General features: G+C 65.6%; 11 protein-coding genes and 1 CRISPR repeat array (1 of these 12 cut by a window edge). Of the genes, 2 read left to right on the top strand and 9 right to left on the bottom strand.

Annotation, left to right across the window (positions count from 1 at the left end; translation table 11 throughout):
- Nucleotides 1-7,327: direct repeats of the CRISPR family, unit length 36 nt; unit sequence GCTTCAATGAGGCCGCAGCTCTTCGCTGCGGATCAC; it reaches 1,489 nt to the left of the window's first position.
- A gap of 228 nt (nucleotides 7,328-7,555) precedes the next feature.
- From cas2 to AC3WTD_RS08235, 9 genes are all read right to left on the bottom strand, one after another.
- A complete protein-coding gene (cas2, locus tag AC3WTD_RS08275) occupies nucleotides 7,556-7,846 on the bottom strand; it encodes a CRISPR-associated endonuclease Cas2 (RefSeq protein WP_492613510.1) in 291 nt (96 codons plus the stop codon).
- 32 nt (nucleotides 7,847-7,878) lie between these two features.
- On the bottom strand, nucleotides 7,879-9,600 hold the full coding sequence (gene cas4g/cas1g / locus AC3WTD_RS08270; RefSeq protein ID WP_492613509.1) for a CRISPR-associated endonuclease Cas4g/Cas1g: 1,722 nt from the start codon (nucleotides 9,598-9,600) through the stop codon (nucleotides 7,879-7,881).
- A 93-nt stretch (nucleotides 9,601-9,693) separates the two neighbouring features.
- The gene (locus AC3WTD_RS08265) at nucleotides 9,694-10,950 is read right to left on the bottom strand and encodes a type II toxin-antitoxin system HipA family toxin (RefSeq protein WP_492613508.1); all 1,257 of its coding nucleotides are present in this window, start codon (nucleotides 10,948-10,950) and stop codon (nucleotides 9,694-9,696) included.
- Nucleotides 10,947-11,261, bottom strand: a complete 315-nt coding sequence (locus AC3WTD_RS08260) for a helix-turn-helix domain-containing protein (RefSeq protein ID WP_492613507.1) — start codon at nucleotides 11,259-11,261, stop codon at nucleotides 10,947-10,949. The genes AC3WTD_RS08265 and AC3WTD_RS08260 overlap by 4 nt, the downstream gene beginning before the upstream one ends.
- A 38-nt stretch (nucleotides 11,262-11,299) precedes the next feature.
- A complete protein-coding gene (csb2, locus tag AC3WTD_RS08255) occupies nucleotides 11,300-12,796 on the bottom strand; it encodes a type I-G CRISPR-associated protein Csb2 (RefSeq protein WP_492613506.1) in 1,497 nt (498 codons plus the stop codon).
- 3 nt (nucleotides 12,797-12,799) lie between these two features.
- A complete protein-coding gene (gene cas7g / locus AC3WTD_RS08250) occupies nucleotides 12,800-13,810 on the bottom strand; it encodes a type I-G CRISPR-associated RAMP protein Csb1/Cas7g (protein ID WP_492613505.1) in 1,011 nt (336 codons plus the stop codon).
- A gap of 24 nt (nucleotides 13,811-13,834) precedes the next feature.
- Complete coding sequence (gene cas8g1, locus AC3WTD_RS08245; RefSeq protein WP_492613504.1) at nucleotides 13,835-16,048, bottom strand: type I-G CRISPR-associated protein Cas8g1/Csx17; 2,214 nt, start codon at nucleotides 16,046-16,048, stop codon at nucleotides 13,835-13,837.
- Nucleotides 16,045-18,465, bottom strand: coding sequence for a type I-G CRISPR-associated helicase/endonuclease Cas3g (gene cas3g / locus AC3WTD_RS08240; protein ID WP_492613503.1), 2,421 nt, complete (start codon nucleotides 18,463-18,465; stop codon nucleotides 16,045-16,047). The genes cas8g1 and cas3g overlap by 4 nt, the downstream gene beginning before the upstream one ends.
- Nucleotides 18,466-18,797: 332 nt before the next feature.
- Nucleotides 18,798-22,151, bottom strand: coding sequence for a DEAD/DEAH box helicase (locus tag AC3WTD_RS08235; RefSeq protein ID WP_492613502.1), 3,354 nt, complete (start codon nucleotides 22,149-22,151; stop codon nucleotides 18,798-18,800).
- A gap of 142 nt (nucleotides 22,152-22,293) precedes the next feature.
- On the opposite strand from AC3WTD_RS08235, the gene AC3WTD_RS08230 reads away from it, so the two are divergent.
- Nucleotides 22,294-24,519 carry an NADP-dependent isocitrate dehydrogenase gene (locus AC3WTD_RS08230; protein ID WP_492613501.1) on the top strand — a complete coding sequence of 742 codons (2,226 nt, stop codon included), beginning with the start codon at nucleotides 22,294-22,296 and terminating at the stop codon, nucleotides 24,517-24,519.
- Nucleotides 24,520-24,643: 124 nt separating this feature from the next.
- Entirely contained in the window at nucleotides 24,644-25,681 is a 1,038-nt protein-coding gene (locus AC3WTD_RS08225; RefSeq protein ID WP_492613500.1) for a TraB/GumN family protein, read from the top strand.
- The last annotated feature ends 81 nt before the right edge of the window (nucleotides 25,682-25,762 follow it).

Genomic DNA, 25,762 nt, shown 5'->3' with positions numbered 1-25,762 from the left:
TTGCGCTGAGGCAATTCAACCTGCGGCCATGCTTCAATGAGGCCGCAGCTCTTCGCTGCGGATCACAGAGCGGGCACGGTAGAAGTAGGTGGCCCCGGTGGTGCTTCAATGAGGCCGCAGCTCTTCGCTGCGGATCACCAAGATCCTGGCCGCGGCCGACCTCAAGGTGTCGGTGCTTCAATGAGGCCGCAGCTCTTCGCTGCGGATCACCCGATCTACTGGCGAAGGCCCACCGGCCCGACGCCGAGCTTCAATGAGGCCGCAGCTCTTCGCTGCGGATCACCCCTGGGCGCGATCGAGGGCACGCGGGCAGACGGGGAAGCTTCAATGAGGCCGCAGCTCTTCGCTGCGGATCACCAGGACTCGTTGCCCGGCCCACTGGTGCAGGCGGTGCTTCAATGAGGCCGCAGCTCTTCGCTGCGGATCACGTGCTGGACGAGAATGCTTAGCTGGCCGCCGCTGTTGGCTTCAATGAGGCCGCAGCTCTTCGCTGCGGATCACCGACGAACAGCCGCACATAGCGTTCCTGTCCACCGGCGCTTCAATGAGGCCGCAGCTCTTCGCTGCGGATCACTTTCCATCTGGAAGTCGTTGTGCTGGCACAGGTCACGGCTTCAATGAGGCCGCAGCTCTTCGCTGCGGATCACTGGCTTACCTCGCCACGGGCGCGGGTGGCCGCTCGCTTGCTTCAATGAGGCCGCAGCTCTTCGCTGCGGATCACACGCGGTGGTCGAGCGCGTGGGCGCGCTGTTCCACAAGCTTCAATGAGGCCGCAGCTCTTCGCTGCGGATCACCGGTACGCAGCAGGCCGGCCCGATCAAGTACAAGGTGCTTCAATGAGGCCGCAGCTCTTCGCTGCGGATCACGTGCGCCGCGAACGGCTGGCGCGTGCGCGCCTGGCTGCTTCAATGAGGCCGCAGCTCTTCGCTGCGGATCACACACCGTCGGCTGCGCGCCCGACTACGTGGACGTGCTTCAATGAGGCCGCAGCTCTTCGCTGCGGATCACGCCGCGCAGAAACGCGAGGCCGCCATGCGCGACGCCTAGCTTCAATGAGGCCGCAGCTCTTCGCTGCGGATCACAGCTGGGCGGACGTATCCCCGGCATCCCGTCCGGCATGCTTCAATGAGGCCGCAGCTCTTCGCTGCGGATCACCTGTCCAGCCACATCCGCTCGTGCCATAGACCGCTGGCTTCAATGAGGCCGCAGCTCTTCGCTGCGGATCACGAGCAAGTGGTCGCCGGCAACGGCACCGACGCCAACTTGCTTCAATGAGGCCGCAGCTCTTCGCTGCGGATCACCCCAATCGTCCTGCTGGTGCAGCTCAACCGCAAATGCGCTTCAATGAGGCCGCAGCTCTTCGCTGCGGATCACGCGCAGGTTGGCCGGCCGGCTGCTGAGCGCCACGATGCGGCTTCAATGAGGCCGCAGCTCTTCGCTGCGGATCACCTACCGCGACCATGATGCCGATCACCATCCAGCCCTTGCTTCAATGAGGCCGCAGCTCTTCGCTGCGGATCACTATGGCCGTTCTGCTGGTAGCAGTAGCCCCAGGCCGTGGCTTCAATGAGGCCGCAGCTCTTCGCTGCGGATCACCAGCACGTAGCCCGCCACATTACCCGGCCCGTTATAGCTTCAATGAGGCCGCAGCTCTTCGCTGCGGATCACGACCCACGCCGCCCCGTCGGCACTGGTCGACAGCTTGCTTCAATGAGGCCGCAGCTCTTCGCTGCGGATCACCGGCGCCGCGCCAGGACCACGGACCCGCGCCATCATTGCTTCAATGAGGCCGCAGCTCTTCGCTGCGGATCACACTCCGCGCGCCACTTTGCCAGCCGGCGAATGTGGCTTCAATGAGGCCGCAGCTCTTCGCTGCGGATCACAAAGGCCATAGATAGCACCACCCGTTCCCGTATCGAGCTTCAATGAGGCCGCAGCTCTTCGCTGCGGATCACATGGCTTCCATCGATGTAGGCGAAGTCGTAGACGTTGCTTCAATGAGGCCGCAGCTCTTCGCTGCGGATCACGACCTGTGCATGAAGCCATGAACTGGTTCTTGCACTCGCTTCAATGAGGCCGCAGCTCTTCGCTGCGGATCACTAGTGGAACGGTGATGGTTTTGTCCGGCCCACTGGCGCTTCAATGAGGCCGCAGCTCTTCGCTGCGGATCACGCTGAGTGGGGCGTGCATCGCTGCACAACTACGAAGCATGCTTCAATGAGGCCGCAGCTCTTCGCTGCGGATCACCGTGCGCTGTCGTGTGGTCTGGGTGGCCGAGCTGCAGCTTCAATGAGGCCGCAGCTCTTCGCTGCGGATCACGATTCAATACCTCGTGAGTCCAATGGAGGCACCAGCGGCTTCAATGAGGCCGCAGCTCTTCGCTGCGGATCACGGCGGGTCAGTGACGTCACCGCTCCAACCGCTGATACGCTTCAATGAGGCCGCAGCTCTTCGCTGCGGATCACCGGGTCGTCCATGTCCTTCTGGTCGAGGAACGGGAAGCTTCAATGAGGCCGCAGCTCTTCGCTGCGGATCACCGTGGTGCAGCTGGCGGTAGCCCGAGTGATCGCGTGGCTTCAATGAGGCCGCAGCTCTTCGCTGCGGATCACGACGCGCTCGCGCGCCTTGTCCTGCAGCCATCGCGGCTTCAATGAGGCCGCAGCTCTTCGCTGCGGATCACATGCCCCATTCCATGCCGTGGCGATCATGCATTGGCCGCTTCAATGAGGCCGCAGCTCTTCGCTGCGGATCACCTACCCAAGTTGCCGCCGCGTTCACATCCTTGAACATGCTTCAATGAGGCCGCAGCTCTTCGCTGCGGATCACGATGGCGAGTTTGGCATGGATAGGATCACTCACGGGGCTTCAATGAGGCCGCAGCTCTTCGCTGCGGATCACGCCAGATATGTTGCGCTACGAAATGCGCTACATGCTTGGCTTCAATGAGGCCGCAGCTCTTCGCTGCGGATCACACGGCAGTGCCTCACTCGACTGGAACGTGAGGGAATCGCTTCAATGAGGCCGCAGCTCTTCGCTGCGGATCACGCGGCATAGCCTGCGGGAAGGCCTGCCAGATCGGGCGCGCTTCAATGAGGCCGCAGCTCTTCGCTGCGGATCACGCGCCCGTGTGGTACGTGTTCGCGCGGTCCTTGTACTGCTTCAATGAGGCCGCAGCTCTTCGCTGCGGATCACCATCGTCCGGCAGGTTGAGTTCATGTTCCAACACATCGCTTCAATGAGGCCGCAGCTCTTCGCTGCGGATCACTACACCACTCGACCGGCTGACGCGCTCATGCATATGCTTCAATGAGGCCGCAGCTCTTCGCTGCGGATCACCGCGAAGGCGGAAGGCAAGCAGCGCGCGCTGGATCTGCTTCAATGAGGCCGCAGCTCTTCGCTGCGGATCACCCTAGGTGACTGCCGCGACATCCTGCCGACGTTGCCGCTTCAATGAGGCCGCAGCTCTTCGCTGCGGATCACCCCGGTGGGCTTCGACGACGCGTCCGTCTTCATGTTGCTTCAATGAGGCCGCAGCTCTTCGCTGCGGATCACGACTGCGCTGGGCGGCGCCACGCGCTTCGGTGTCGTCGCTTCAATGAGGCCGCAGCTCTTCGCTGCGGATCACATTACGACCGCGCCGGTTGCGCGTCTCGTCGTCCAGCTTCAATGAGGCCGCAGCTCTTCGCTGCGGATCACATCTGCACCACCGCCGCGTCAGGCGGCGGGTTTTCGATGCTTCAATGAGGCCGCAGCTCTTCGCTGCGGATCACGGCGAGGCGGGCGTCGATGGCGTCGGCAGCAAGATCGCTTCAATGAGGCCGCAGCTCTTCGCTGCGGATCACGAGCGAGCACAAACGGTAAGGACGGTTAAGCCACCGCTTCAATGAGGCCGCAGCTCTTCGCTGCGGATCACTGCCGCCCGGGTTGACGTTGTAGCGTTCCTGCGCCGTGCTTCAATGAGGCCGCAGCTCTTCGCTGCGGATCACCAGTCATTATGCGTCGTCTCCATTGCCGGGTTCACTGCTTCAATGAGGCCGCAGCTCTTCGCTGCGGATCACCGATCCGCGAGAGGACGTGGACGGCGGAGCAGGTTGGCTTCAATGAGGCCGCAGCTCTTCGCTGCGGATCACGGGTTAGATCATGATCTCATCAGTACAGCAATTGCTCGCTTCAATGAGGCCGCAGCTCTTCGCTGCGGATCACACCGCAAGACGCTGGACTGGTACTCGGCGGAGCTGAAGCTTCAATGAGGCCGCAGCTCTTCGCTGCGGATCACCGGTTTTGGAGCGACGGCCAGCCATGAGGTCGGGCAGGCTTCAATGAGGCCGCAGCTCTTCGCTGCGGATCACAACACTCGACGGGCACGACGTGCGGAACATGCGCCAGCTTCAATGAGGCCGCAGCTCTTCGCTGCGGATCACATCGGGAAGTCGGCGGCCTTCATGATGAGGTCGCCCGGCTTCAATGAGGCCGCAGCTCTTCGCTGCGGATCACCGGATTCTGATCCAGCAAGCGCCGCTCAAGATCCACGCTTCAATGAGGCCGCAGCTCTTCGCTGCGGATCACCCGAAGAACAACAACACGCCCACCGGGCGCGAGATGGCGCTTCAATGAGGCCGCAGCTCTTCGCTGCGGATCACCCGAATTGCGTGAAGCTTTTCGCGCTCATGTCGAGGGGCTTCAATGAGGCCGCAGCTCTTCGCTGCGGATCACCGGGTGAAGGTTCGCTCTTCGAGCTCGGGCGCGTAGCTTCAATGAGGCCGCAGCTCTTCGCTGCGGATCACGACCATGCCTTTTTTGGCGATGGATAATTCCATGCGGTGCTTCAATGAGGCCGCAGCTCTTCGCTGCGGATCACCTCATCTCATTTCCTCTGCGGCAAACCTGCCGCGCTGTGCTTCAATGAGGCCGCAGCTCTTCGCTGCGGATCACGACGCGCTGCAACGGATGCGGCTGAGAGAGCGAGCACGCTTCAATGAGGCCGCAGCTCTTCGCTGCGGATCACCGGCACCACGAATGCCTTTGCGCAACGCGCGCTAGAGCTTCAATGAGGCCGCAGCTCTTCGCTGCGGATCACAGGCTGCCGTCAAGACGTGTCTAGCTATCGCTGCCGTGCTTCAATGAGGCCGCAGCTCTTCGCTGCGGATCACCACCGCGCAGGGCGTGGCCGTCGATGCATTGGGCAAGAGCTTCAATGAGGCCGCAGCTCTTCGCTGCGGATCACCCCAGCATGGCCGAGGTGGTGCGCGTCGCCCGTCGCTGGCTTCAATGAGGCCGCAGCTCTTCGCTGCGGATCACCTGGCAACCCGTAGCCGACAAGGTGCGCGAGTACATCGCTTCAATGAGGCCGCAGCTCTTCGCTGCGGATCACCTGCGGGATCTTGGTCGGGCTGGTGTACAGCAGGTTGCTTCAATGAGGCCGCAGCTCTTCGCTGCGGATCACCCTGGGCCGCGAGCAGCGCGTGGCCGGCACGGTGTTGCTTCAATGAGGCCGCAGCTCTTCGCTGCGGATCACCGGTGCCAGCCGGCCCGGCGAAATCCGCACCATCGGCTTCAATGAGGCCGCAGCTCTTCGCTGCGGATCACGCCACGACAGCACTGCCGGCGCACTAGCATGCCTCTGGCTTCAATGAGGCCGCAGCTCTTCGCTGCGGATCACCATGGGAATGCTCCTCAGTGGGCATCCGTGACGATGGCTTCAATGAGGCCGCAGCTCTTCGCTGCGGATCACCAGACCACCAACTGCCAGCAGGACATCAGCACGCCGCTTCAATGAGGCCGCAGCTCTTCGCTGCGGATCACGAGCGGAGCAATGCCTGCCCGAACCTGCGCCGCCTTGCTTCAATGAGGCCGCAGCTCTTCGCTGCGGATCACCTGTGGGTACGGGAGACGTGCCGCGCCGAAGAACTGGGCTTCAATGAGGCCGCAGCTCTTCGCTGCGGATCACCTTCGCCTCGGAAGTCGAGGCCGACGCGCGTTGCGATGCTTCAATGAGGCCGCAGCTCTTCGCTGCGGATCACGATCGAGGAAAAACACCGCGACGAGCTGGTGATCACGCTTCAATGAGGCCGCAGCTCTTCGCTGCGGATCACCCGCCTGATAGGCTTGCTTGGCGCTCGGGTCCAGCTGCTTCAATGAGGCCGCAGCTCTTCGCTGCGGATCACCTCGCCAGTACGTGCTTCGGCGCTATTTCAATGGCTTGCTTCAATGAGGCCGCAGCTCTTCGCTGCGGATCACTTCGGAAATGACGTCGTACTCACCCACGTTCGGGTTGCTTCAATGAGGCCGCAGCTCTTCGCTGCGGATCACAGGAACAGGCCGTCAGCATCCACAGTGAAACGGCAAGCTTCAATGAGGCCGCAGCTCTTCGCTGCGGATCACGCTGGTGGGCAGCCGGTGCAGAATCGCCTTAGCCCGGCTTCAATGAGGCCGCAGCTCTTCGCTGCGGATCACCACGAGCGACCCATGACAGACAACCCCGACAATGTGGCTTCAATGAGGCCGCAGCTCTTCGCTGCGGATCACGGCGGCAAAGGGCAAGAAGCCAATCGGCCTACCATTGCTTCAATGAGGCCGCAGCTCTTCGCTGCGGATCACCGGAAAGCAGTGTCCGGTATCCTCCGGGTTGCCGTTGCTTCAATGAGGCCGCAGCTCTTCGCTGCGGATCACACCCGTGGGGGCGTCTTCCTACACCGACATCAACTATGGCTTCAATGAGGCCGCAGCTCTTCGCTGCGGATCACCGCTGAACGGCGGGGTGAAAACCAAGAGCCTGGGCGTGCTTCAATGAGGCCGCAGCTCTTCGCTGCGGATCACGTGCGCGACGCCAACGCCCAGGGTGGCGAGAGCAAAGCTTCAATGAGGCCGCAGCTCTTCGCTGCGGATCACCTCACCCTTCAGCAAATCACCACACGCTTCGCCATCACCGCTTCAATGAGGCCGCAGCTCTTCGCTGCGGATCACTCCACGCCGGGCTCTGCGTGCCGCCCAGTGCCGCCTTGCTTCAATGAGGCCGCAGCTCTTCGCTGCGGATCACCGCAGCGCGCGGCGCACCGCGGAGACGCCCACCGGCGTGCTTCAATGAGGCCGCAGCTCTTCGCTGCGGATCACATGGATTCGACCGGGCTGCGTGGCGCTCAGGACAAGGCTTCAATGAGGCCGCAGCTCTTCGCTGCGGATCACCGCCTCTTGCAATCGTCCGGAGGCGGCGCTATAAAAGGCTTCAATGAGGCCGCAGCTCTTCGCTGCGGATCACCCGTGTCGGCAGCGTCGAGAAGATTGCACCCAGCTCGCTTCAATGAGGCCGCAGCTCTTCGCTGCGGATCACAGTCCCTCCGCAAGCCGTTGTGTGGGTTGACTGTTTGGTGGTTGCGTGCGAGAGGTGTCTACCACGTTTGCACGCCAAGCTAGCGCGCGTGATGCCGGATGGCAACAGGGGCGGGTAACTTCTTGATTGTCAGAGAGCATTACCGTGCGAGCGGTGGCCGGGTTTCGCGGTGTCACTGGAGTGCTCGCGGCAATGGGGCGAGAGAAGACGAGGGCGAAGGTTTGAAGGTCAAACGATAATGGGTTCCCTGGCAACGGGGTCGAACTTGTCTCCGAGGCTGACCACGCGAGGCTTTACCTTGTCGGCGGGGCCAATGTCGATGATCAGCAGGGCATCGGTGCGGCGCAGGATGATGCCGTCGAGCAGCTGCAGCATTTCGGCGTGCCGACGTCGGCTCAAGCGGCACTGGAAGACCGACAGTTGCAGCCATTCACCGAACCCTTTCATGGTCTTGAAGACGCGGCGCAGACGCTTGTCGTCGCGGATGTCGTAAGTCACCAGATAAAGATGCTCATCCATGTTCGTCTCGCGGGTTGCGATGGGGTTGACGGTCAGCGCGTGGTGAAGTTCGGGTAGTCGTCCAGTTCTCCGAGCAAAAAACGCCCGAGCAGGCGCGCTTGCAGCTCCAGCAGTCGGCGATAGCTCAACCGGTAACCGAACAATGGATGGGTGATCTCATGGCTGAGTCGGCGCTCGAAAGCGGCGATGAAGCGCTTGCGGCCGCTGGCGTCGAGGTTGACGCTGCCGGCGGCGCTCACGAAGTCGCTGGGGCGTACTTCGCCATTGTTGATGACCTGCATGACCACCGAGTCGGCCAGCAACGGGCGGAACGGCTCCATCATGTCCAGCGCCAGCGCGGGGCGGCCATAACGTGGCTGGTGATAAAAGCCGCGGAACGCATCGAAACCCACGGCCGTCAGCGTGGTCGTCCAGGTGCGGGCCAGCATCGTGTAGGCGAATGACAGCATGGCGTTGACCGGGTCGGTGGGCGGGCGCCGGTTGCGCAGGGTGAAATCGAAGGCAAGCAGCGCCTCGTCGCTCGGCGTGGCAGGCTTCAAGGTCTGGCGGAACTGACCGAAGTACAGCGCGGCGGCCTGGCCTTCGATGCCGAGCAGGGTTTCCAGGCTCTCGGCGCGCTCGGCTTGCTGGCGGATGCGCTTCAGGTCGGCGAGCAGTCGCTCGGGCTTTTCTTCCGGCTTCCAGTTGCGGCGTAGCTGCGTGCGGCAGTTGGTGATCTTGGCGGCCACCAGGCCGCGGGCGAGGCGCAGGCAGGTGGCGTCGTTGAAGCTGGCGCGGTATTGCCCAGTGCGCAGCTCCACGTTCTTGTGCCCGTTGCCCTGGGTGTGGCCGAAGAAGAAACCGCCGTAGCTGTGCCAGCTTACCGGGATGTCGCGCTGCATCAGCTCCTGCAGGCACGGCGTGGTGATGTAGACGTTGCCCTGGATCACCACCTGCGAAACTTCGCGTAGACGCGCGCTGGCGAGCATGTGGCCGTCCTTGTCGGTCACCTCCAGCAGCTCGCCCTTCTTCGCCAGCTTGGCGCTGTAATGCTGGATGTACAGCGGCAACGCCTCGTGGTGCGGCACGGCCAGCGGGCGTGGCGCCAGCTCGAGCTGATGCAGGAATTGCACCTCGTCCGGCAGGCAGATGGTCACCAGCGAACAGCGCGGGCACTTGGGGCTGTCCACCAGCGGCGCGGGGATGCGTCCGCCGGCAGCCATGGCGCGTAGTTCGGCGATGGCGTTGCGGGTGAGCGTGAGCAACTCGTCGTCGAAGGCGACGGCGACGCGCTCCTTGCTGGCGACGTAGTAGATGGCGCCTTCCTCGCAGGTGTAGCCATGCTCGCGCAGCAGCAGGCCCTGGGCGCACAGCTGCACGCGCTCCGGGTCGTAGACGCCGCGCACCGTGTGCGGACGCCTGCCGCGCTTGTAGTCGACGGGAGTGACCGTACTGCCTTCGCCTTCGATCAGGTCGAGCTTGGCGACAAGCCCGAGCTTGTTGGAGGAGAGGGTGATGGAGCGCGCATGGATTTCGGCGTGTTCTTCCTCGGCGGTTTCGGCATCGGGCAGGTCGCCGGAAGGTTTGTCCACGCGCTGGTGCTTGTGGCGGCCTTCCACGGTGTCCGTCGAATCGGCCCACTCGCCTTGCACCCATTCCAGGTAGGCCAGGCGCGGACAGTACACGTGCTCGTTGAGCATGCGCACCGGAATCGGCGGTTGATCGCCGCCCAGTTCCGGAAACGGAAGTTCGAGATCCCCCTGCTTCGGTTCCATCGAAAGCCGCTCCCCATGGCGTTCGCCGATCCGTATCCGGGTTTTACTACCGAGCGGCTGGGACGGCAACTTCTTGCGCCATGCGTGGCAGCTTCAATCGCCGATCAGGGCAGCCAATTGATCGCGCGCCGTGCGCGGCAGCTTGAGTTCGGTGGCGATGGCCGGCCAATGAGCCACGGCGTCGCGCACTTCGGCCTCGATGGCTTTCGCCTGCGTTCCGTCGAGCCGGTAGAAGGTGTGGGTGGCTCGCAGGTTGGCCAGCCGCGGGCTGGGATCGTGCGCATCGATCGCCAGTGCATGTTCGCGCTTGTCCGGGTTCGGATTGATGTCGAAAGCGGGTGCCAGCCGCCATCCGTCGGGTGTGCGCAGGAAACCGTGGTTGCGCAGGTGATCGTCGCGGTTGCCGATCAGGATGGAGAACGCGATGCGCCGGTAGAGCTGGGCAAGGTCGTCGCCAATGCCGCCCGGGTCGCCGTGGCGCTGGATGGCCTGTGCGATATCCAGATAGCTGCCGCCCTCGCCGTCATTGCGGCCGGTGAGGGTCATGGTCGAGGCATACAGGCGACGCGAATCGCTCTGACGGTCGAAGCGCCGCACGGTAAAACTTCGATAGCCACGGCCAAAGCGCAACAGCCGGGCGTCAGGGACGATCAGGCCGGCAGCCCTGGCGAGCCGCCAGGCCAGGTATTCCCAGGCGCCGACGTCCCGACGATCGTCATGGGCAGGAAACTTGGCCAACCACAGCGCTCCGTGCTCGTCGGCAAACGTAGCCTTCGGACGCGCCCCGCCCATGCTGGTGCCGGGGGCCATCAGTTGCGCCAGCCAGCGCGCGTACTCGGGGCGCTCCTCGGCATCCTCGCGGCCCAGTTCGCGGGCAATCGCTTCCAGCTCACGCAAACGCGTCGCCGGCGGAGCGCTGCGCTCGCGCTCATCGACCCAGGCGTGTGGCGGCTCGGTTCGGCGAAGACGCAAGGCGCCCATGCGCGTGCAGTCGTCCACCCCGGTCAGGAAATCCCATTCGGAGAGACGCCGCAGGCGCCGCTTCGCTTCGCGCGCTTCCAGCGCTTCGCGCCGCTCCATCAACATGCGGCCCCAGCGATCCGGCGAAATGTCGCGGAAGATGCCGAACAAGGCCTGCTCGCGCGCAGGCCACGACGGCCCTGCGACCAGAGGCAGGTCGGGCGCGATGGCCACGCTCCGGCGTTGTTCGAGGTAGTCGCGGTGGTAAGCGAAGCCGATCGCCTCGCTGACACCGCTCCGCTCGCAGCGCAAGCTGCCGATGGCCATGGTTGGTCCGAGCGTGGCGTCGTCCAGCACCACGTCCAGCACGGTTTCGGAACGCGCGCTCACGGCTTGTGCCTGCCGCGCGGCGCGCCCACCTGGCGAATATCCTGCAGGCGGCGGCCGAGTTCGTCCTCCTTGGCTAAGAGATCGAGGTCGTGATCCAGCCCCAGCACCTCCATCGCGCGCAGCAAAGTGGCCAGACTGCTCGAACCTTCGCCTTGCTCAAGCTTGCGCAAGGTGGGCAACGACACATCGGCCCGCGCCGCCAGTGCTGCCTGCGTCATGCGCCGCCGCAGGCGTGCTGCGCGCAAGCGGGCGCCGAGGGCTGTGAGGCGCTCGGCGGCGGCGGGGAAGATGGGCGGGGTGCGCTTTGGCATGGACAATAAAATATGCTTTTAATGGACATAAAGCAATCTTATTTTCTATTGGAAGGCACGGGTTTGAACATTCCCAAGCCGTAATGGCAGGCGAAGCCCAGTGCCAGCGGGCCGGTCAGTGGTTCGGCAAAGGTCAGCCTCCAGAAGCTGCCCAGGCGATCCGGTTGGCTCAGTCCGCGTCGATTGCGGAAACGCCGGAAGTGGATTGGCCGGCGCATGCTGCCCTTGCCGACGTCTACCTCGGTGCGGCTTTCAATGGCGATGGGTTCGGGGATGTCGCGTTCGCGGCACTCGCGGCGGATTTGTTCTTCGCCGTTGAAGCGCTTCTTGGCGTGCCAAGGGTGCAGGTAGGGCGTCGCGGATTCCCAGATGGCACTGGCGCGGGTCAGCGGTGGGACGATGCCGGGCGAGCCGCTGCCCTCCAGCGACAACTGCCATTCGGCGCCGGCATGATCCCAGAGCCTTCTCACCTTGAGCAACGCGCGCTGCTCGGCGTCGCTCATGCCGTAAGGCGCGTAGACAAGTATGCGGTCGAGCCGGCCATCGCCGTTGCTGTCCCACGGCAGATAAAAGGCGTGGCCATGGCGGTTACCCGCGGGTAGATCGTGGCCGGAAAAGATCGGCGGGATGTGTCCCTCACCGAAGACCTGCTTGCACTGGCCCATGGCGGCGACGCGCATCAGCTCGCCGATACGCAGGCTGTCCTCCACGCGCGGCAACGGCTTGCCGTCGAGGATGAAGCTGACGGCCAGCACGGCAGGCGCCACGGCACGATGGATGGCGGGCCGCGGGCGCAGCGCATCGACGGGGCGCAGGTAGCTCACCTTGCGCGCGGCGGGCGGCTGGCTCCAGCCAAGCTTGCGCAGGTCGCCGGTATCGACGCTGAGCGCGTCAAGCAGAGATTCCGGCAGCGTGGCGCCAAGTTTCTCATGTGCTTTCTCGTCGACTAGAAAACGCCCGCGCAGTGCCTGGTAATCGGCGTGGGGCAGCGGCGCATACAGCGTGACCAGCTCACCCTTGACCTCGCCGGTTTGCGTGTCGAGCGCGCAGTCGCCGGGGACGCAATTTGCCAGCGGAGCCGTTTCGAGCGTCCTGGCTTCCACCCAGGATTCGGCGCGGCCGAGATAGCCCATGACGGCGAGCAAGTCGTCCAGCAGGGCGCGCTGATCGGTGGGGAGCGTCAGTTGGGGCCACGCGACGCCCAGGGGTTCGTTGCGATCTACGGCGGTGATGGCATCGAAGACCAGTGAGGTCTTGCCTGCCGCGAACTGTGGCAGGTAGTGCCGGGTATGGCTATGGTTGGCCGACGGCAGGCTGTACTCGGGCAGATCGGTGGACAGGGATTCGATCAGCGCCTGGAGTGTGGCGCCGCTGTGCCGGCCATCGTGCTTGAGCTTGTGGTGCCAGGTGGCGATCAACGCGCGCAGGATGCGCCACGGCTCGGGCGGCCAGGCCACGGAGCCCTCGTTGACGTGACGATCCCACGGCGTGGCGTGATAGCGCCCGGCGGGAAAGGTGAAGGCAAGTGCGAGCATAGCTCAACCCTCGCCGTCGTCGGCGGACTCCGCTTCGCCCTTGCCCTTCTTGCCCTTGGCCACCTTGCCGCCGCCGGTATAAGTCACCGTGGTGGGCTGGAATTTGGCGTCGGCGGCAGCGGTCTTGATGAGGTCGGGAAGTGCCTGCGTGAGTGCTTCCAGCGTGGGCATCTGGAAGCCGTTGGGCCGTTGCACGTCCATCGCCGTGCACTCCAGATCGCAAGCGGTGCGTAGGCGAAGGCCGGTTTCGAGGAAGGCGCGGATCTTGTAGAGCGCCAGCACGACCAGCAGGTCGAACACGGCTGGCGTGAAGCCGTAGCCATGCAGTTGGGCGAGGTCGAGATTGAAATAGGCGGCAATGTCGGGCGAGACGAATTCGTCGCGGGAGAAGGGGACGTTGCCAAACCCCTTTGCCGTGTCGCCGGATGGATTGACCGAATCGTTCTTGACGCCACCGCTGGCCGCAACTTTGGCATCGGTGGCTTCGATGAAGCCTGACAATGCGCGCGGCAACCGGAGGCGTCCACCCGCCAGCTCCTTCTTGGCAAGAAACACGCCGTGCAGCAGGGCGTTGATGTCGAGGGCGAGCAAGGTGTGCGCAAGCTTGCGCAGGTCAACGAAGCCTTCCTCCATGTCGGCCAGCTCGGCCTTGAGCTTGTCGAAAACCGTCTTGTCGGTACCTTCGAGGATGTACGGCGAATTGATCCGATGCGCTTCCAGCACCGAGTTGGTCAGCGGCTTGCCGTCTTTGTCCTTGACCTTGATGACGGAGAGCCCCTGGAGCGGGGCCACCCAGTCGTCGGCTACCTTGTCCCAGCACACGGCTTCCAGGCGGTTGGCCATGCTTTGCGCCGACTCCACCAGTAGTGTGGGCGTGCCGTCCGGCCCATCGTATTGGGCGGCGCCGATCTCAGGAAAGCCGGTGGGCTGGAAGCGCGTGCCCTGCAAGGGCTTGAGCTTGGCGCGCAGCAGCAGGCGCGGGGCGTTGGCGAGGGCGGACAGGTCGAGGCTCATGGTTGTACTCCTTGGTATCCGTGGTCAGGCGAAGTCGGGTTCGGGCTGTTTCGTGATGCTGCGCACCAGCGTTGCGGTGGCTCCGTAGCGCAGCGGGATCAGCAGCGCGGCGGCGGCACGTTTGGGGGTGATACCCGCCAGTGCCGGCAGCGCGTCGGGCGTGAATTGCGGCGACAGGCCGGAGGCGCGCAAGCGACGCCAGGCGATGGCCACGGCGCGATTGCCGTGATTGCCGGCGGTGAGCTGTGCCAGCATGCCGGCGGGTACCGGCAGGCTTTGCCCATCGGCCAGCGTGCCGAGTGAGCGCAGCGTGCGTTCGGGGGTCAGCGCCAGTTTCATCAGTGCAAAGGCCGCCGGTACGCCGCCCTCGCCGCCGCTGCGGTCGATATCCTGCGGGATGTCGCACAGCGCGAGGCCCGGCAGCAGATCGGCGATGCGCGCATCCATGCCGTCGTCGCGCAGGAAGGCGGCGAGGTCGGCCAGCGTCGCGCCCGCCGGGCTTTCCAACGGCTTGTCGTCCATGCCGAAGCGCTCGGCCAGCCACAATCGCCGAGCAAGCAGCGTGGGCAGCGTATCGGCCAGACGGCCTTTGAAACCGTCGCAGAGACGATGGCTTTCGTCGGACTCTGGCGTGATCCAGTTGGCCCAGCGGCGCTCGACCGGGAAGAGCTGAGCGCGGATGGGTAGCGTTACTTCGTCCACGCCGCGCAGACCGGCCAGGGCTTTGGCGATGCGCAAGGCGGGAGTGCCGTCATCGGCGGCGATGATCCAGCGTTCGGACAGGCGCGGAACCGGTCGCACGGCCTCGCGTGCCTTGCTGCTCGATGCGAGAGCGGATTGGATCTGGCCAAGCAGGATCAGCAATGCTTGCGTCTCCAGCTTGCCCGGCGTTTTGCCGGAGAGTGCGAACAGTGCGTCTTCGAGGCGCTTGCGCAGGGTCTTGAAGCGGGCGGCTGTGTTGCCGTCGTTGGCGAAGCGGCGGAATTTTTCCAGCCAGCCGTGGGTGTCCAGTTCGTCCAGCCATGATGGAGCCGGCGATTCGCTGACATCGATCCGCGCGAGTGGTGTAGCCAGATAGGCTTTGCCTGAACGCATCAGCAGTCCGTAACGCTGAAAACTTCGTACGCCGCGGTAGCCGCCGAGATGTTGCACGGCGCGGACGAAATCGAGCGCATCCCGCGCCGGTTTCCGGCCCAGCGCCACACGGCCTTCGCTCATCAACGCGCGCACCTCCGCATGCGTTGCGAATTGCGGCCAGAGCGGCATCCAGAGCTCGCCGCGTGCGTTACCCGCATCGCCTTCGCCAAGGCTACCCGAGCCTGCGCCGATGGCACGCACGGTAAAGGGGTAGCTCAGTACGCCGAAAGGATCGTCGGCATTGCGCCGCACCGTTGCGGCGGCGAACAGCAACGCGCCTTCGATCATCAGCACGAAATCCCAGGGGTTGATGGACGCGTCGGCATCGAAGCCCGTGCCGGCATTCGGGCCACCCGCTTGGCCGGGAGCGAATTGGCCGATGGCGCTTTTGGTCAACCCGGGCGCCGGTTCGGCAAACAGCGAGGTTTGCAGCCAACCGAGGGACGCCAGCGCCGCGCCTTCATCACCTGATGGGAGCACGTCGATGACGCGCTGCATGAAGTTGTTGGTGAAGTCGAGATTCCCATCGTTCCATCCCGTACCGAGCAAAGGGGGAAAGTCCGTTGAGCCACCGGCGACAACAAGTCCAGCGTCCATCGCGGCAACACATTCGTCCGGCAGGCTGGCTCGGAGCGAGAGTATGAATTGATCCTTTGCTTCACCGCTTTCGGGGGCTGTTGTGAGTTTTTGGTGTCTCACGGCCTCTTGTGCCTGAAGAAGGGCGTGCCGGTAAGGTACGAGCTGGTGATCTCCGCTCTGAATGATGACGGTTACGATCTCGGTGGCAGTGGTTTTCTGATCGAACACACCGAGCTTCGTTTTTTTGCCTGTTGCTGGATCGACCTCTTTTGATTTCCTCTCCTGATAATAAAACCCGCTCCCCGCATTCCACGGTGCCATGATCGGTGTCGGCACGTACTCGTCCAGAAAGAACCGCTCGATGCCTTCGCGATCCAGCGACGTCAACAGCACGAAGCGGTCGCCGCGCCAGCCGCCGCGTGTTTCGGGGTAACGGGCCGACAACAGACGCAGCACGCCCAGCGCCTTGAGGTAGTTGGCCAGCGGCGTGGCCGTGCAGCCTTCGAGCAGGAGCTCGTTCATTCCGTACCCCCTTGTTGTTCGGCCGCCGAGGCGCGCCAGTCGGCCAGGCGTACCAGTGTTTCCAGCCAGGCGAGTTGGAACGGGCCGTGTTGCTCCAGCAGGCGCAGCGCCCGCTCGCCCCAGGAGGCGCCCTGTTCGCCGAGGCCCATCTCCATCAGGGCGAGCTTGAGCGTGGTGGTGGCGCTGTGTTCGCCGTCGAAGTCGAGCGCGGGCAGCACGTCGCCTTCGTGGACGCCCCGGGCGAAACGATTGACGTCGGGTTCGGCCTTTTCGCTCGGCATGGCGCGCAGGCTCATGCGCACCTTGCCGTGGTGGGCGAGTATCAAATAGGCGATGAGGTCGGCCTGCGGTTCGCCATCGTGCTGCGCCAGCCAGCCAAGCATGGAAGCCAGCTCATGCCGGAAGAAGGCCCGGCTGTGCCGCATCGGCCCCGTGCAACTGGATTTCGCCAGTGGTTGCGCCGGGTCGGCAGGCAGGTGGCAGCGGTACATGGACTGCTGGAAGACCTCGTGCAGCTTGCCCAGGTCGTGCCAGCGCCCGGCGCGCACGACGTAGGCCGGATGCGTGGTTTCGCCCACGGCGTCGCAAAGCCGGGCGGCGTGCGCGGCCACGTTAGCCAGATGGTCGGTGAGCGCCACAGGGCGCGGTTGTTGCGAGCGCCAGTCGTCGGCGTAGTCGCGGCGACTGTGGCCTCTGGCAGCTTCAGGACACACTGGCACGGGCGGTTTGGCGATGCCGTCGAAGCCGATGTCCGGGCTGTAGCCGCCATCCTGGCTGCATGCCAGCAAGGTCATGCCGGGGCGCAGCTTGCGGTCGTGCGCCAGCTTGGCCCATTGGCCGTCCAGGGTGTCCCAGTGCCAGAGCGTGATGTCCTTGCGCTTGGCGAAGGCGGTGATCTGTCCCATCGATACCGGGCAGAGTTCATCGCGCATGGGCTGCGGTTGCGTGTCGGGCGTATTGGGGTCGTCCTTGAAGTCGCGCCAGAACAGCTGCACGCCGGGCGCGCCGCTGTCGCGAATGTAGTCGGAAACGTCGACGTCGAAGCCGGACAAGTCGGCGTCGGTGTTGAACAGGTCGAGAAAATCCCTGCGCCGCAGGACGGCCGTGAGCGGGCGGGCTTCGTCGGTGGGCGGCAGGTCGCCGGGGCTGGCGCTGGCCAGCCCGGCCAGCTTGGTACGGGCGGTATCGAGCGCCTCGGCGGTGTAGGGCAGCGCCAGGGTTTTATCGGCCTCGATGTCGATCCAGAAGACGCGTGCACCTGCGGCATTGTGTTTGCCGTCGCGGTTGCAGCGGCCGAAGCGCTGCACCAGAGACGCCCATGGCGCCAGCTCGGTGAACATGACTTTGGAGGAAATATCCACGCCGGCCTCGATGGCCTGGGTGGCGATGACGATGCGGTTGACGCGTGGCCCTTCGCGCAGTTTTCGCGTTAGCTCGCTGCGCTCGGCGGGGCGGAAGCGGGCGTGGATCAGCAGGTCGTCGCAGCCGCCGGGCCGCTTTTTGATTGACTGGAAAAGCTGCCGCGCGCGACCGACGTTGTTGAGGATGACGAGGGTTTGCGCCGCTGGGTCGTGTTGCGCGAGCACCTCCGCACACAGCGCGTCGATGTACGCCTTGGCGTTTTGCTTGCTGTTGTCCTTGTCGAGCCGCGTGACGGCGGCTTGCAAGGCCTTGGCGGCCTGCAGGCGTGCGCTGGCCTGGGCACGATCGTCGTCGCCGAGGGTGTGGCGCTTCAGGGTGCCGAGGTGTGGGCGCAGGTCGACCGTGTTCAGCCATGCGGTGCGCAGTGTGGCGGACAGCCACAGAGTGCGGCTGGCTTTTGCCGGCAGGAAGGCGCGGCGGAACGCTTCAAGTTGGGCCGAGGTGGCGAGGCCTGCGCCCATCAGCTGCACTTCATCAAACACCCACAGACAATCGTTGTGCAGCAACGCGAAATGAATCGGCCACTGGTAGCGGTTCATGCCGTAGCCGCGCATCAAGGCGCGCGAGAGCAGCATGTCCTGGGTGCCGATGAGGATCATGTCTTCGTCAGGATGCTCCGCCCAGCTGGCGAGGTCGTCCTCGCCGCCCATGAGTACATGCACGGAAACCTTGCCTTCGCCGGCGTTGCCGAGAATGCCGAGGTGGGTCAGCCAACCTTCGATGTTTTCACGGGTTTGCTCCACCAGCACCCGCATGGGCAGGCACCAGACCAGACGCCGTGGCGTTGCCGAATCGGATGTCATGGGACGGCCACCAAGCCGCCAGCCACGTTTCCACAACCAGGCGAGCGTCACGGCGCCGGTTTTGCCCATGCCGGTGGGTATGTCCACGACGTCTGGCCACGGATTGACAGCGAGCGCTTGCTGGTAGGCGTAAGGCGTTGCCTTGTCTCCGGACGAGGCAAAAGCGTTACCGAAGAAGGTTTCAAAGTTCATGTCGAGTTTCCGTACGGCAGCACTCGCCGCCGCGAACTCGCAATGCGCGACGGTGAATGGATGAATGGAGGTGTCCCGACAGCGCTTGCGTCGATGGCAGGAAGACATGGCGTTGCACCATGCCTGGCTGTGCGCAGCCCTGCGCGCGATCTGATCGGATAAGCCTGTCCATGCACTTCCCCTGTAGCCGACACGAGCCCGCATAACGGGCTGGCCGTTCCGTTTGTGCCACAGGCTAGTCTCAAATGTCGAGACTCACGCGCTGCACCCATTCGGCATGTGCTCCCCCTTGGCTGCCCACCGTTGGCAAGAAAGCATCAAGACGCGCTTTGCTACATCCCCCCGAACAACGCCTCCAGATCCTTCTCGTCAAACCGCAGCCGCGTCGTGGCGCCGCCGCCTTCAAGCACGGCGCGGGCCAGTTCGGCCTTGCGGCCTTGCATGGCCTGGATCTTTTCTTCCACCGTGCCTTTGCAGATCAGGCGGTAGACGAAGACCGGTTTCTCCTGGCCGATGCGGTGGGCGCGGTCGGTGGCTTGCGCTTCCACGGCGGGGTTCCACCAGGGGTCGTAGTGGATCACGGTGTCGGCGGCGGTGAGGTTGAGGCCGACGCCGCCGGCTTTCAGGCTGATCAGGAACAGCGGCACGCCGCCTTGCTGGAAGCGCTTGACCATGGCGGTGCGTTCGCGCGCCGGGGTCTGGCCGGTGAGGGTGTGGTGGGCGATGCCGCGCTGGTGCAGTGCTGTTTCGATCAGGCCCAGCATTTCGGTGAACTGCGAGAACAGCAGCACGCGGCGGCCGTCGGCGAGCAGGCCGTCGAGCAGTTCCAGCAGGGCGTCGAGCTTGGCGCTGGCCTTCACCTTCTTCGCGCTGGCGAGCTTGACCAGGCGCGGGTCGCAGCAAGCCTGGCGCAGCTTGAGCAGGGCGTCGAGCACGATGATGCCGCTCTGCGTGAGGCCGCGTTCGGCCACTGCCTGGCGCACGCGTTCGTGCTGGGCCAGGCGCAGGGTTTCGTACAGGGCACGCTGGTCGTCTTCCAGTTCCAGCGTGCGCACGATCTCGGTCTTGGGCGGCAGGTCGGTGAGCACGTCGTCCTTGCGCCGGCGCAGCAGCAGCGGGCCGATGCGCCGGTTGAGCCGCTGCTGGCGCTCGCGGTCGCCGTGCTTCTCGATCGGCGTGCGGTAGTGGCGCGCGAACTGGCGCTGGCTGCCGAGCAGGCCCGGTTCCACCGCGTCGAACTGCGCCCACAGTTCGCCGAGGTGGTTTTCCAGCGGCGTGCCGGTCATGGCGAGGCGGCGCGTGGCGGGGATCTCGCGCACGACCTGTGCGGCCTGGCTGGCGGCGTTCTTGATCGCCTGCGCCTCGTCCAGCACCAGCAGGGAGAATTTCGCCTCGATGAGCTTGTCGCGGTCGCGCGGCAGCAGCGGGTAGGTGATGATGACCAGGTCGTGCGCGGCGATCTCGTCGTAGCGGTCGGCGCGGTCGGCGCCGTGGATCACCAGCACCTTCAGCGCCGGGGCGAAGCGCGCCGCCTCGGCCTGCCAGTTGCCGACCAGGCTGGTCGGTGCCACCACCAGTGCCGGCGCATCCAGCCGGCCGCGCTGCTTTTCGCCGAGGAGGTGCGCCAGCACCTGCACCGTCTTGCCCAGCCCCATGTCGTCGGCGAGGATGCCGCCCAGGCCCGCCGCGCCGAGAAAGTCCAGCCAGGCCAGGCCTTCGCGCTGGTACGGGCGCAGGGTGGCCTTGAAGCCCTTCGGCGCCCTGGCGCTGCGCGTGGCATGGTCGAGCAGGGCGAGCTGCGCGCGCAACGCGTCGCCGCCGCGCCAATGCAGCTGGGTATCGTCGGCCAGTGCCTGCAGCGCACGGGCCTGGCTGCGGTGCAGGCGCAGTGCCTCGCCGCCTTCGAGCCATTCCAGCAGCGGTTCGATCAGCGCGCGCAGGCGTGCCAGCGGAATCTCGACGCTGCGATTCTCATCCACCATCACGCGCCAGGCGGCGCGCTTGTTTTCGCGCGCAGGGGCGACGCGCGGAAAGGCCGGGTCGGCCAGCACGCGGCGCAGGATCGGCAGCAGGTCGACGCGCTGGCCACCGACGTCGATGCCGAGCGAGACGTCGAACCAGGCATTGCCGCTGGGCTGGATGTCGGCGTGCCAGGCATCGATGTCGACCAGCTCGTCGTGCGGGAAGCCAGGTTCGTACTCGATGCGGAAGCCGGTGGCAGCGAGCTGGTCGATGGCGTCGCGCCAATCGCGCGGCGCCAGCGGCGGCTTGCGCGGATGCGGGTGCAGCAGCACGTCGTTGGCGGCGAAGTCGTGGCCGTGGGTGATGTACTCGTACAGGGCCGGACCGCAGCGCATCGCGCCGAGCTGTTCCAGCCGCTGGGCTGCCTGCTGCTCGGCCGGCAGGTCGCGGTGGATCTCGCGCAGGCGGCCGTCGTGCAGGCTTCGTTCGACCGCATGCTTGCGGGTGGCTGGCGACAGGCGTGCGCCGGCATAGTCGAATTCGACATGCGCGACGCCGATGTCGTGGGATTTTCCTGCCCATTGGCGCAGGGTGACGGTGCGTAGGCGCAGCACCGGCTGCGGGCGCTCACGCACCACTTCGGCCGGGCCGCGGTCGATCGGCTCGGGCAGCGCCGGGCCGCCGCGCTGCAGGCGCTGGCGCAGCGCGGCGACTTGCGGAGGTTGCAGCACGGGTGCGTGCGGCAGGCGATCGAGCAGGTACGGGTCACCCTCGACGCGACCGTAGCGGCCCTGCGCGGGCTGCACGTACCACAGGCCGGCGCCGCGCAGCAGCACGGCGTCCCCGGCCTCCACCCGGGCGCGCAACTGCTGGCTGCCGTCGGCGGCTTCGTGCCAGTACAGCTGCAGGGGCAGCGTGTCGGCGCGTTGCAGTGGCACCGAACCGCGCTCGAACCAGACCGGGAAGTGCGCCAGCAGGTATTCCAGCGCCTGTTCTTCATGGATGGCACGGATCGGCACCCAGCGCTGGCCGCCGACGTTCACGTACTGGTGCGGTACCAGGGTGGCCAGGGCGGCGGCCGCTTCGATCGGCCAGCCGCCGGCTGGCGTGGGCACCGCCCCGTGGCGCGGATCCAATTGCAGCGGCTGCGGATCGACCAGCTCGCTGCGGTTGCGTTGCTTCGACGGGCGCAGCCACGCCGGCCAGGCCAGCAGCTCCGCGACCGGCGATCCACCGCCGGCGCGCAGCAGCACGCCGAAGCGGCGGTCCGGCTCGGCCTCGTGGCTGGGTGCGGGTGGCTGCAGCGTGCGCAACCAGTCCTCCCACGAGGCCAGCCCCGATGTGCTGCTGTCGGCGGTATCCGCTTTGGCGCGCTGCGGCTGCAGCCGGGCCGGTGTGGTCGGCGCTGCTGTCCGCACGACGTCGCCGGTCGCCACCAGCAGCATGGCGGCGGCGTGCTTGCAATCCACGCCGACCGGGCAGCTGCAGTCGCAGTCCAGGGTCAGCCATTCGCCGTGGTCGTGCACGTCCACCTGGCAGTCGTATTGCTCGCCGTGGCTGCCCTCGACCTGCGCGCTGAGCATGTGCACGCCATTCTCGATGCGGCTGCGCAGTGTCGACACGCTGCCGTCGGCGGCATAGACACGGGCGCGTGCCAGCGTGCGGTCGTCGAAGTTCGAGCGCCATTCGGCGTCTTGCAGCAGGCGGGTGAGTTCGTTGCGCATGGATCGGAGGTGAGCGGCGTACGGCAAACGCCGATTCTTGCATGCCGACGGCGTCGTCGGTGGCCCGGGGCCGGCATTCGCGCGACAATGGAACATTGCCTTCCGCGGTTCCGCCGCTCTTGCCAGGGAATCCCCGCACGCCATGTCCCAGACGCCGAAGATCATCTACACCCTCACGGACGAAGCCCCATTCCTCGCCACGCAGTCGCTGCTGCCGATCGTTACCGCGTTCGTCGGCACCGCGGGCATCAAGGTGGAGACGCGCGACATCTCGCTGGCCGCGCGCATCGTCGCGCTGTTTCCCGAGGCATTGCAGGAAAGCCAGCGCGTGCCCGACGACCTCGCCGAGCTGGGCCGCCTGGCCACCACGCCGGAGGCGAACATCATCAAGCTGCCGAACGTCAGCGCCTCGATGCCGCAGCTGAAGGCGGCGATCAGGGAGCTGCAGGGTCAGGGCTACGCACTGCCCGATTACCCGGATGCGCCGAAGGACGCGCACGAGAAGGACGTCAGGGCGCGCTACGACAAGGTGAAGGGCAGCGCGGTGAACCCGGTGCTGCGCGAGGGCAATTCCGACCGTCGCGCACCGGCCTCGGTGAAGAACTACGCGCGCAAGCATCCACACAAGATGGGCGCGTGGAGCCGCGATTCGAAAACCCACGTGGCGCACATGGACGGCGGCGATTTCTACGGCAGCGAAAAGTCCGCCTTGATCGACAAGGCCGGCAACGTCAGCATCGAATGGTTCGGCAAGGACGGCAGCCACGCCGTGCTGAAACCGAAGACCGCGCTGCTGGCCGGCGAGATCATCGACGCTGCGGTGATGTCGCGCCGCGCGCTGGCTGCCTTCATCGACGCGCAGATCGAGGATGCAAAGAGGCAGGGCGTGCTGTTCTCGCTGCACCTGAAGGCCACCATGATGAAGGTGTCCGACCCGATCATGTTCGGCGTGGCGGTCGGCGAGTTCTACAAGGACGTGCTGGTGAAGCACGCCGATGCGCTGAAGCAGGCCGGCTTCAACCCGAACAACGGCATCGGCGACCTGTACGCGCGCCTGGGCACGCTGCCGGAAGCGACGCAGGCGGCGATCAAGGCCGACCTCGACGCCGAGTACGCCAAGCGCCCGCCGCTGGCGATGGTCAATTCCGACAAGGGCATCACCAACCTGCACGTACCCAGCGACGTGATCGTCGACGCCTCGATGCCGGCGATGATCCGCGACTCCGGCAAGATGTGGAATGCGCAGGGCCAACTGCAGGACGTCAAGGCGGTGATCCCCGACCGCAGCTACGCCGGCGTGTACCAGGCGGTGATCGAGGATTGCAAGGCGCACGGCGCGTTCGACCCGGCGACGATGGGCAGCGTGCCCAACGTGGGCCTGATGGCGCAGGCAGCCGAGGAATACGGCTCGCACGACAAGACCTTCCAGATCGCCGGCGACGGCGTGGTGAAGGTGCTCGACGAGGCCGGCAGCGTGCTGCTGCAGCACGAGGTGGAAGCCGGCGACATCTGGCGCATGTGCCAGGCCAAGGACGCGCCAGTGCAGGACTGGGTGAAGCTGGCGGTGAGCCGCGCGCGGCACACGCCGGCGGTGTTCTGGCTCGATCCGGCCCGTGCGCACGACCGCCAGGTGATCGCCAAGGTCGAGCGCTGCCTGAAGGACTACGACACCAGCGGGCTGGACATCCGCATCATGGATCCGGTGGCCGCCACCCGGTTCTCGCTGGAGCGCATCCGCCAGGGCCTGGACACCATCTCGGTCACCGGCAACGTGCTGCGCGATTACCTCACCGACCTGTTCCCGATCATGGAGCTTGGCACCAGCGCCAAGATGCTGTCGATCGTGCCGCTGATGGCCGGCGGCGGCCTGTTCGAGACCGGCGCCGGCGGCAGTGCGCCCAAGCACGTGCAGCAGTTCCTCGAAGAGGACTACCTGCGCTGGGATTCGCTCGGCGAGTTCCTCGCGCTGGCCGCATCGCTGGAGTTCGAGGCCGGCCGCCAAGGCAGCGCCGAGGTGGACGTGCTGGCCAAGACGCTGGACCAGGCCAACGGCAAGTTCCTCGACACCGACAAGTCGCCCTCGCGCAAGCTCGGCGGCATCGACAACCGCGGCAGCCACTTCTACCTCGCGTTGTACTGGGCGCAGGCGCTGGCTTCGCAGGACGTGAATCCGGCACTGAAGGCAAAGTTCGCGCCGCTGGCCAAGGCGCTGACCGAGCACGAGGCGGCCATCGTCGACGAACTCAACCGCGTGCAGGGTAAGCCAGTGGACATCGGCGGCTACTACCATCCCGACTTTGCGCGGGTGAGCGCGGCGATGCGGCCCAGCGCTACGTTCAACGCGGCGCTGGCCAAGCTGTTGGCGTGAGGCGCTGAGCGTTGACTGTGTGACGGGGCGCCGTGCGGCGCCCCGTTTTTTTTCTGCCGCCAGCCACCTGCCGCTCAGCCTCACCCTGCGACAATGGCCGCCTTCAAAACCGGAGTCTGCCGTGATGCGCCTGCTGCCCCTGGCTTTCCTGCTCGTGTCGGGCGTGCTGGCGCCGGCGTGCGTGCCCGCGGCACCTGCGCAGGTGCCGGCGACGGCCGGCACCGCCACGCGGCCGTCGCCGCAGGACGTGGCCGATCTGCCGGTAGTGGTGGTCAGCGGCGTGGTGCCCGGGCCGGGCTTGTGGAAGGTGAGCAAGGGCGGCCACGTGATGTGGGTGCTCGGCACGCTGTCGCCGCTGCCGCGCGCGATGCAGTGGCAGTCGCGCGAGGTGGAAGAGGCGGTCGCCGCCTCGCAGCAGGTGCTGCTGGAGCCCTCGGTACAGTTGAAGGCCGACGTCGGTTTCGTCGGCAAGCTGTTCCTGTTGCCCTCGGCCTACGGTGCGCGCAAGAACGACGATGGCGCCACCCTGCAGCAGGTGCTGCCGCCGCCGGTATACGCGCGCTGGCAGGTGCTGAAGCAGAAGTACCTGGGCGACGATCGTGGCGTCGAGCGCTGGCGGCCCTTGTTCGCGTCGCAGGAGCTGTACAGGAAGGCGCTGAAGGCGAACGGACTGAGCCGCTCCGGCGGCGTGCGGGCGAACATCGACGCCCTGGCCAAGCGCCATGGCGTGCCGGAACTGGCGACCGACTATCACGTGCTGATCGAGCACCCACGCGCGGCGATCAAGGCGTTCAGGCAGGCGGCGCCGCGCGACGTGACCTGCTTCATCCGCACCCTGGACAGCATCGAGCACGACCTGCCGGCGATGACCGCGCGCGCGAACGCCTGGGCCACCGGCGACCTGCAGGCGCTGCGGGAACTGCCCGACAGCGATCGCCGCGATGCCTGCGTGGCGGCGATCGCCGGCGCCGGCTTTGCGCAGGCGCTGGGCCTGGCCGACGTGCCGGCGCAGCAGCGCGCCACCTGGCAGGCCGCCGCGCGCAAGGCGCTGCACGACAACGCGCAGAGCTTCGCGCTGCTGCCGATGGACGAGCTGCTGAAGCCGGACGGCTATCTCGCTGCCTTGCAGGCCGAGGGCTACCAGGTCGACGCGCCGGAGTGAGACCGTGTAGGAGATTCTATGTTGTTGGTCAAGCCATCTGATGCGCCTTGGCGCGGTAGTTGGACTGGTTTTTGAGCAGCG

The sequence above is a fragment of the Rhodanobacter sp. FW106-PBR-R2A-1-15 genome (assembly GCF_058789735.1).
The sequence above is the reverse complement of the archived record's forward strand: the minus strand, read 5'-3'. Positions and strand labels throughout refer to the sequence as shown.

Excerpts from the sequence above, each read along its gene's own strand:
- cas2 (WP_492613510.1), bottom strand. The coding sequence starts at position 7,846 with ATGGATGAGCATCTTTATCTGGTGACTTACGACATCCGCGACGACAAG.
- cas4g/cas1g (WP_492613509.1), bottom strand. The coding sequence starts at position 9,600 with ATGGAACCGAAGCAGGGGGATCTCGAACTTCCGTTTCCGGAACTGGGC.
- AC3WTD_RS08260 (WP_492613507.1), bottom strand. The coding sequence starts at position 11,261 with ATGCCAAAGCGCACCCCGCCCATCTTCCCCGCCGCCGCCGAGCGCCTC.
- csb2 (WP_492613506.1), bottom strand. The coding sequence starts at position 12,796 with ATGCTCGCACTTGCCTTCACCTTTCCCGCCGGGCGCTATCACGCCACG.
- cas7g (WP_492613505.1), bottom strand. The coding sequence starts at position 13,810 with ATGAGCCTCGACCTGTCCGCCCTCGCCAACGCCCCGCGCCTGCTGCTG.
- cas8g1 (WP_492613504.1), bottom strand. The coding sequence starts at position 16,048 with ATGAACGAGCTCCTGCTCGAAGGCTGCACGGCCACGCCGCTGGCCAAC.
- cas3g (WP_492613503.1), bottom strand. The coding sequence starts at position 18,465 with ATGAACTTTGAAACCTTCTTCGGTAACGCTTTTGCCTCGTCCGGAGAC.
- AC3WTD_RS08235 (WP_492613502.1), bottom strand. The coding sequence starts at position 22,151 with ATGCGCAACGAACTCACCCGCCTGCTGCAAGACGCCGAATGGCGCTCG.
- AC3WTD_RS08230 (WP_492613501.1), top strand. The coding sequence starts at position 22,294 with ATGTCCCAGACGCCGAAGATCATCTACACCCTCACGGACGAAGCCCCA.
- AC3WTD_RS08225 (WP_492613500.1), top strand. The coding sequence starts at position 24,644 with ATGCGCCTGCTGCCCCTGGCTTTCCTGCTCGTGTCGGGCGTGCTGGCG.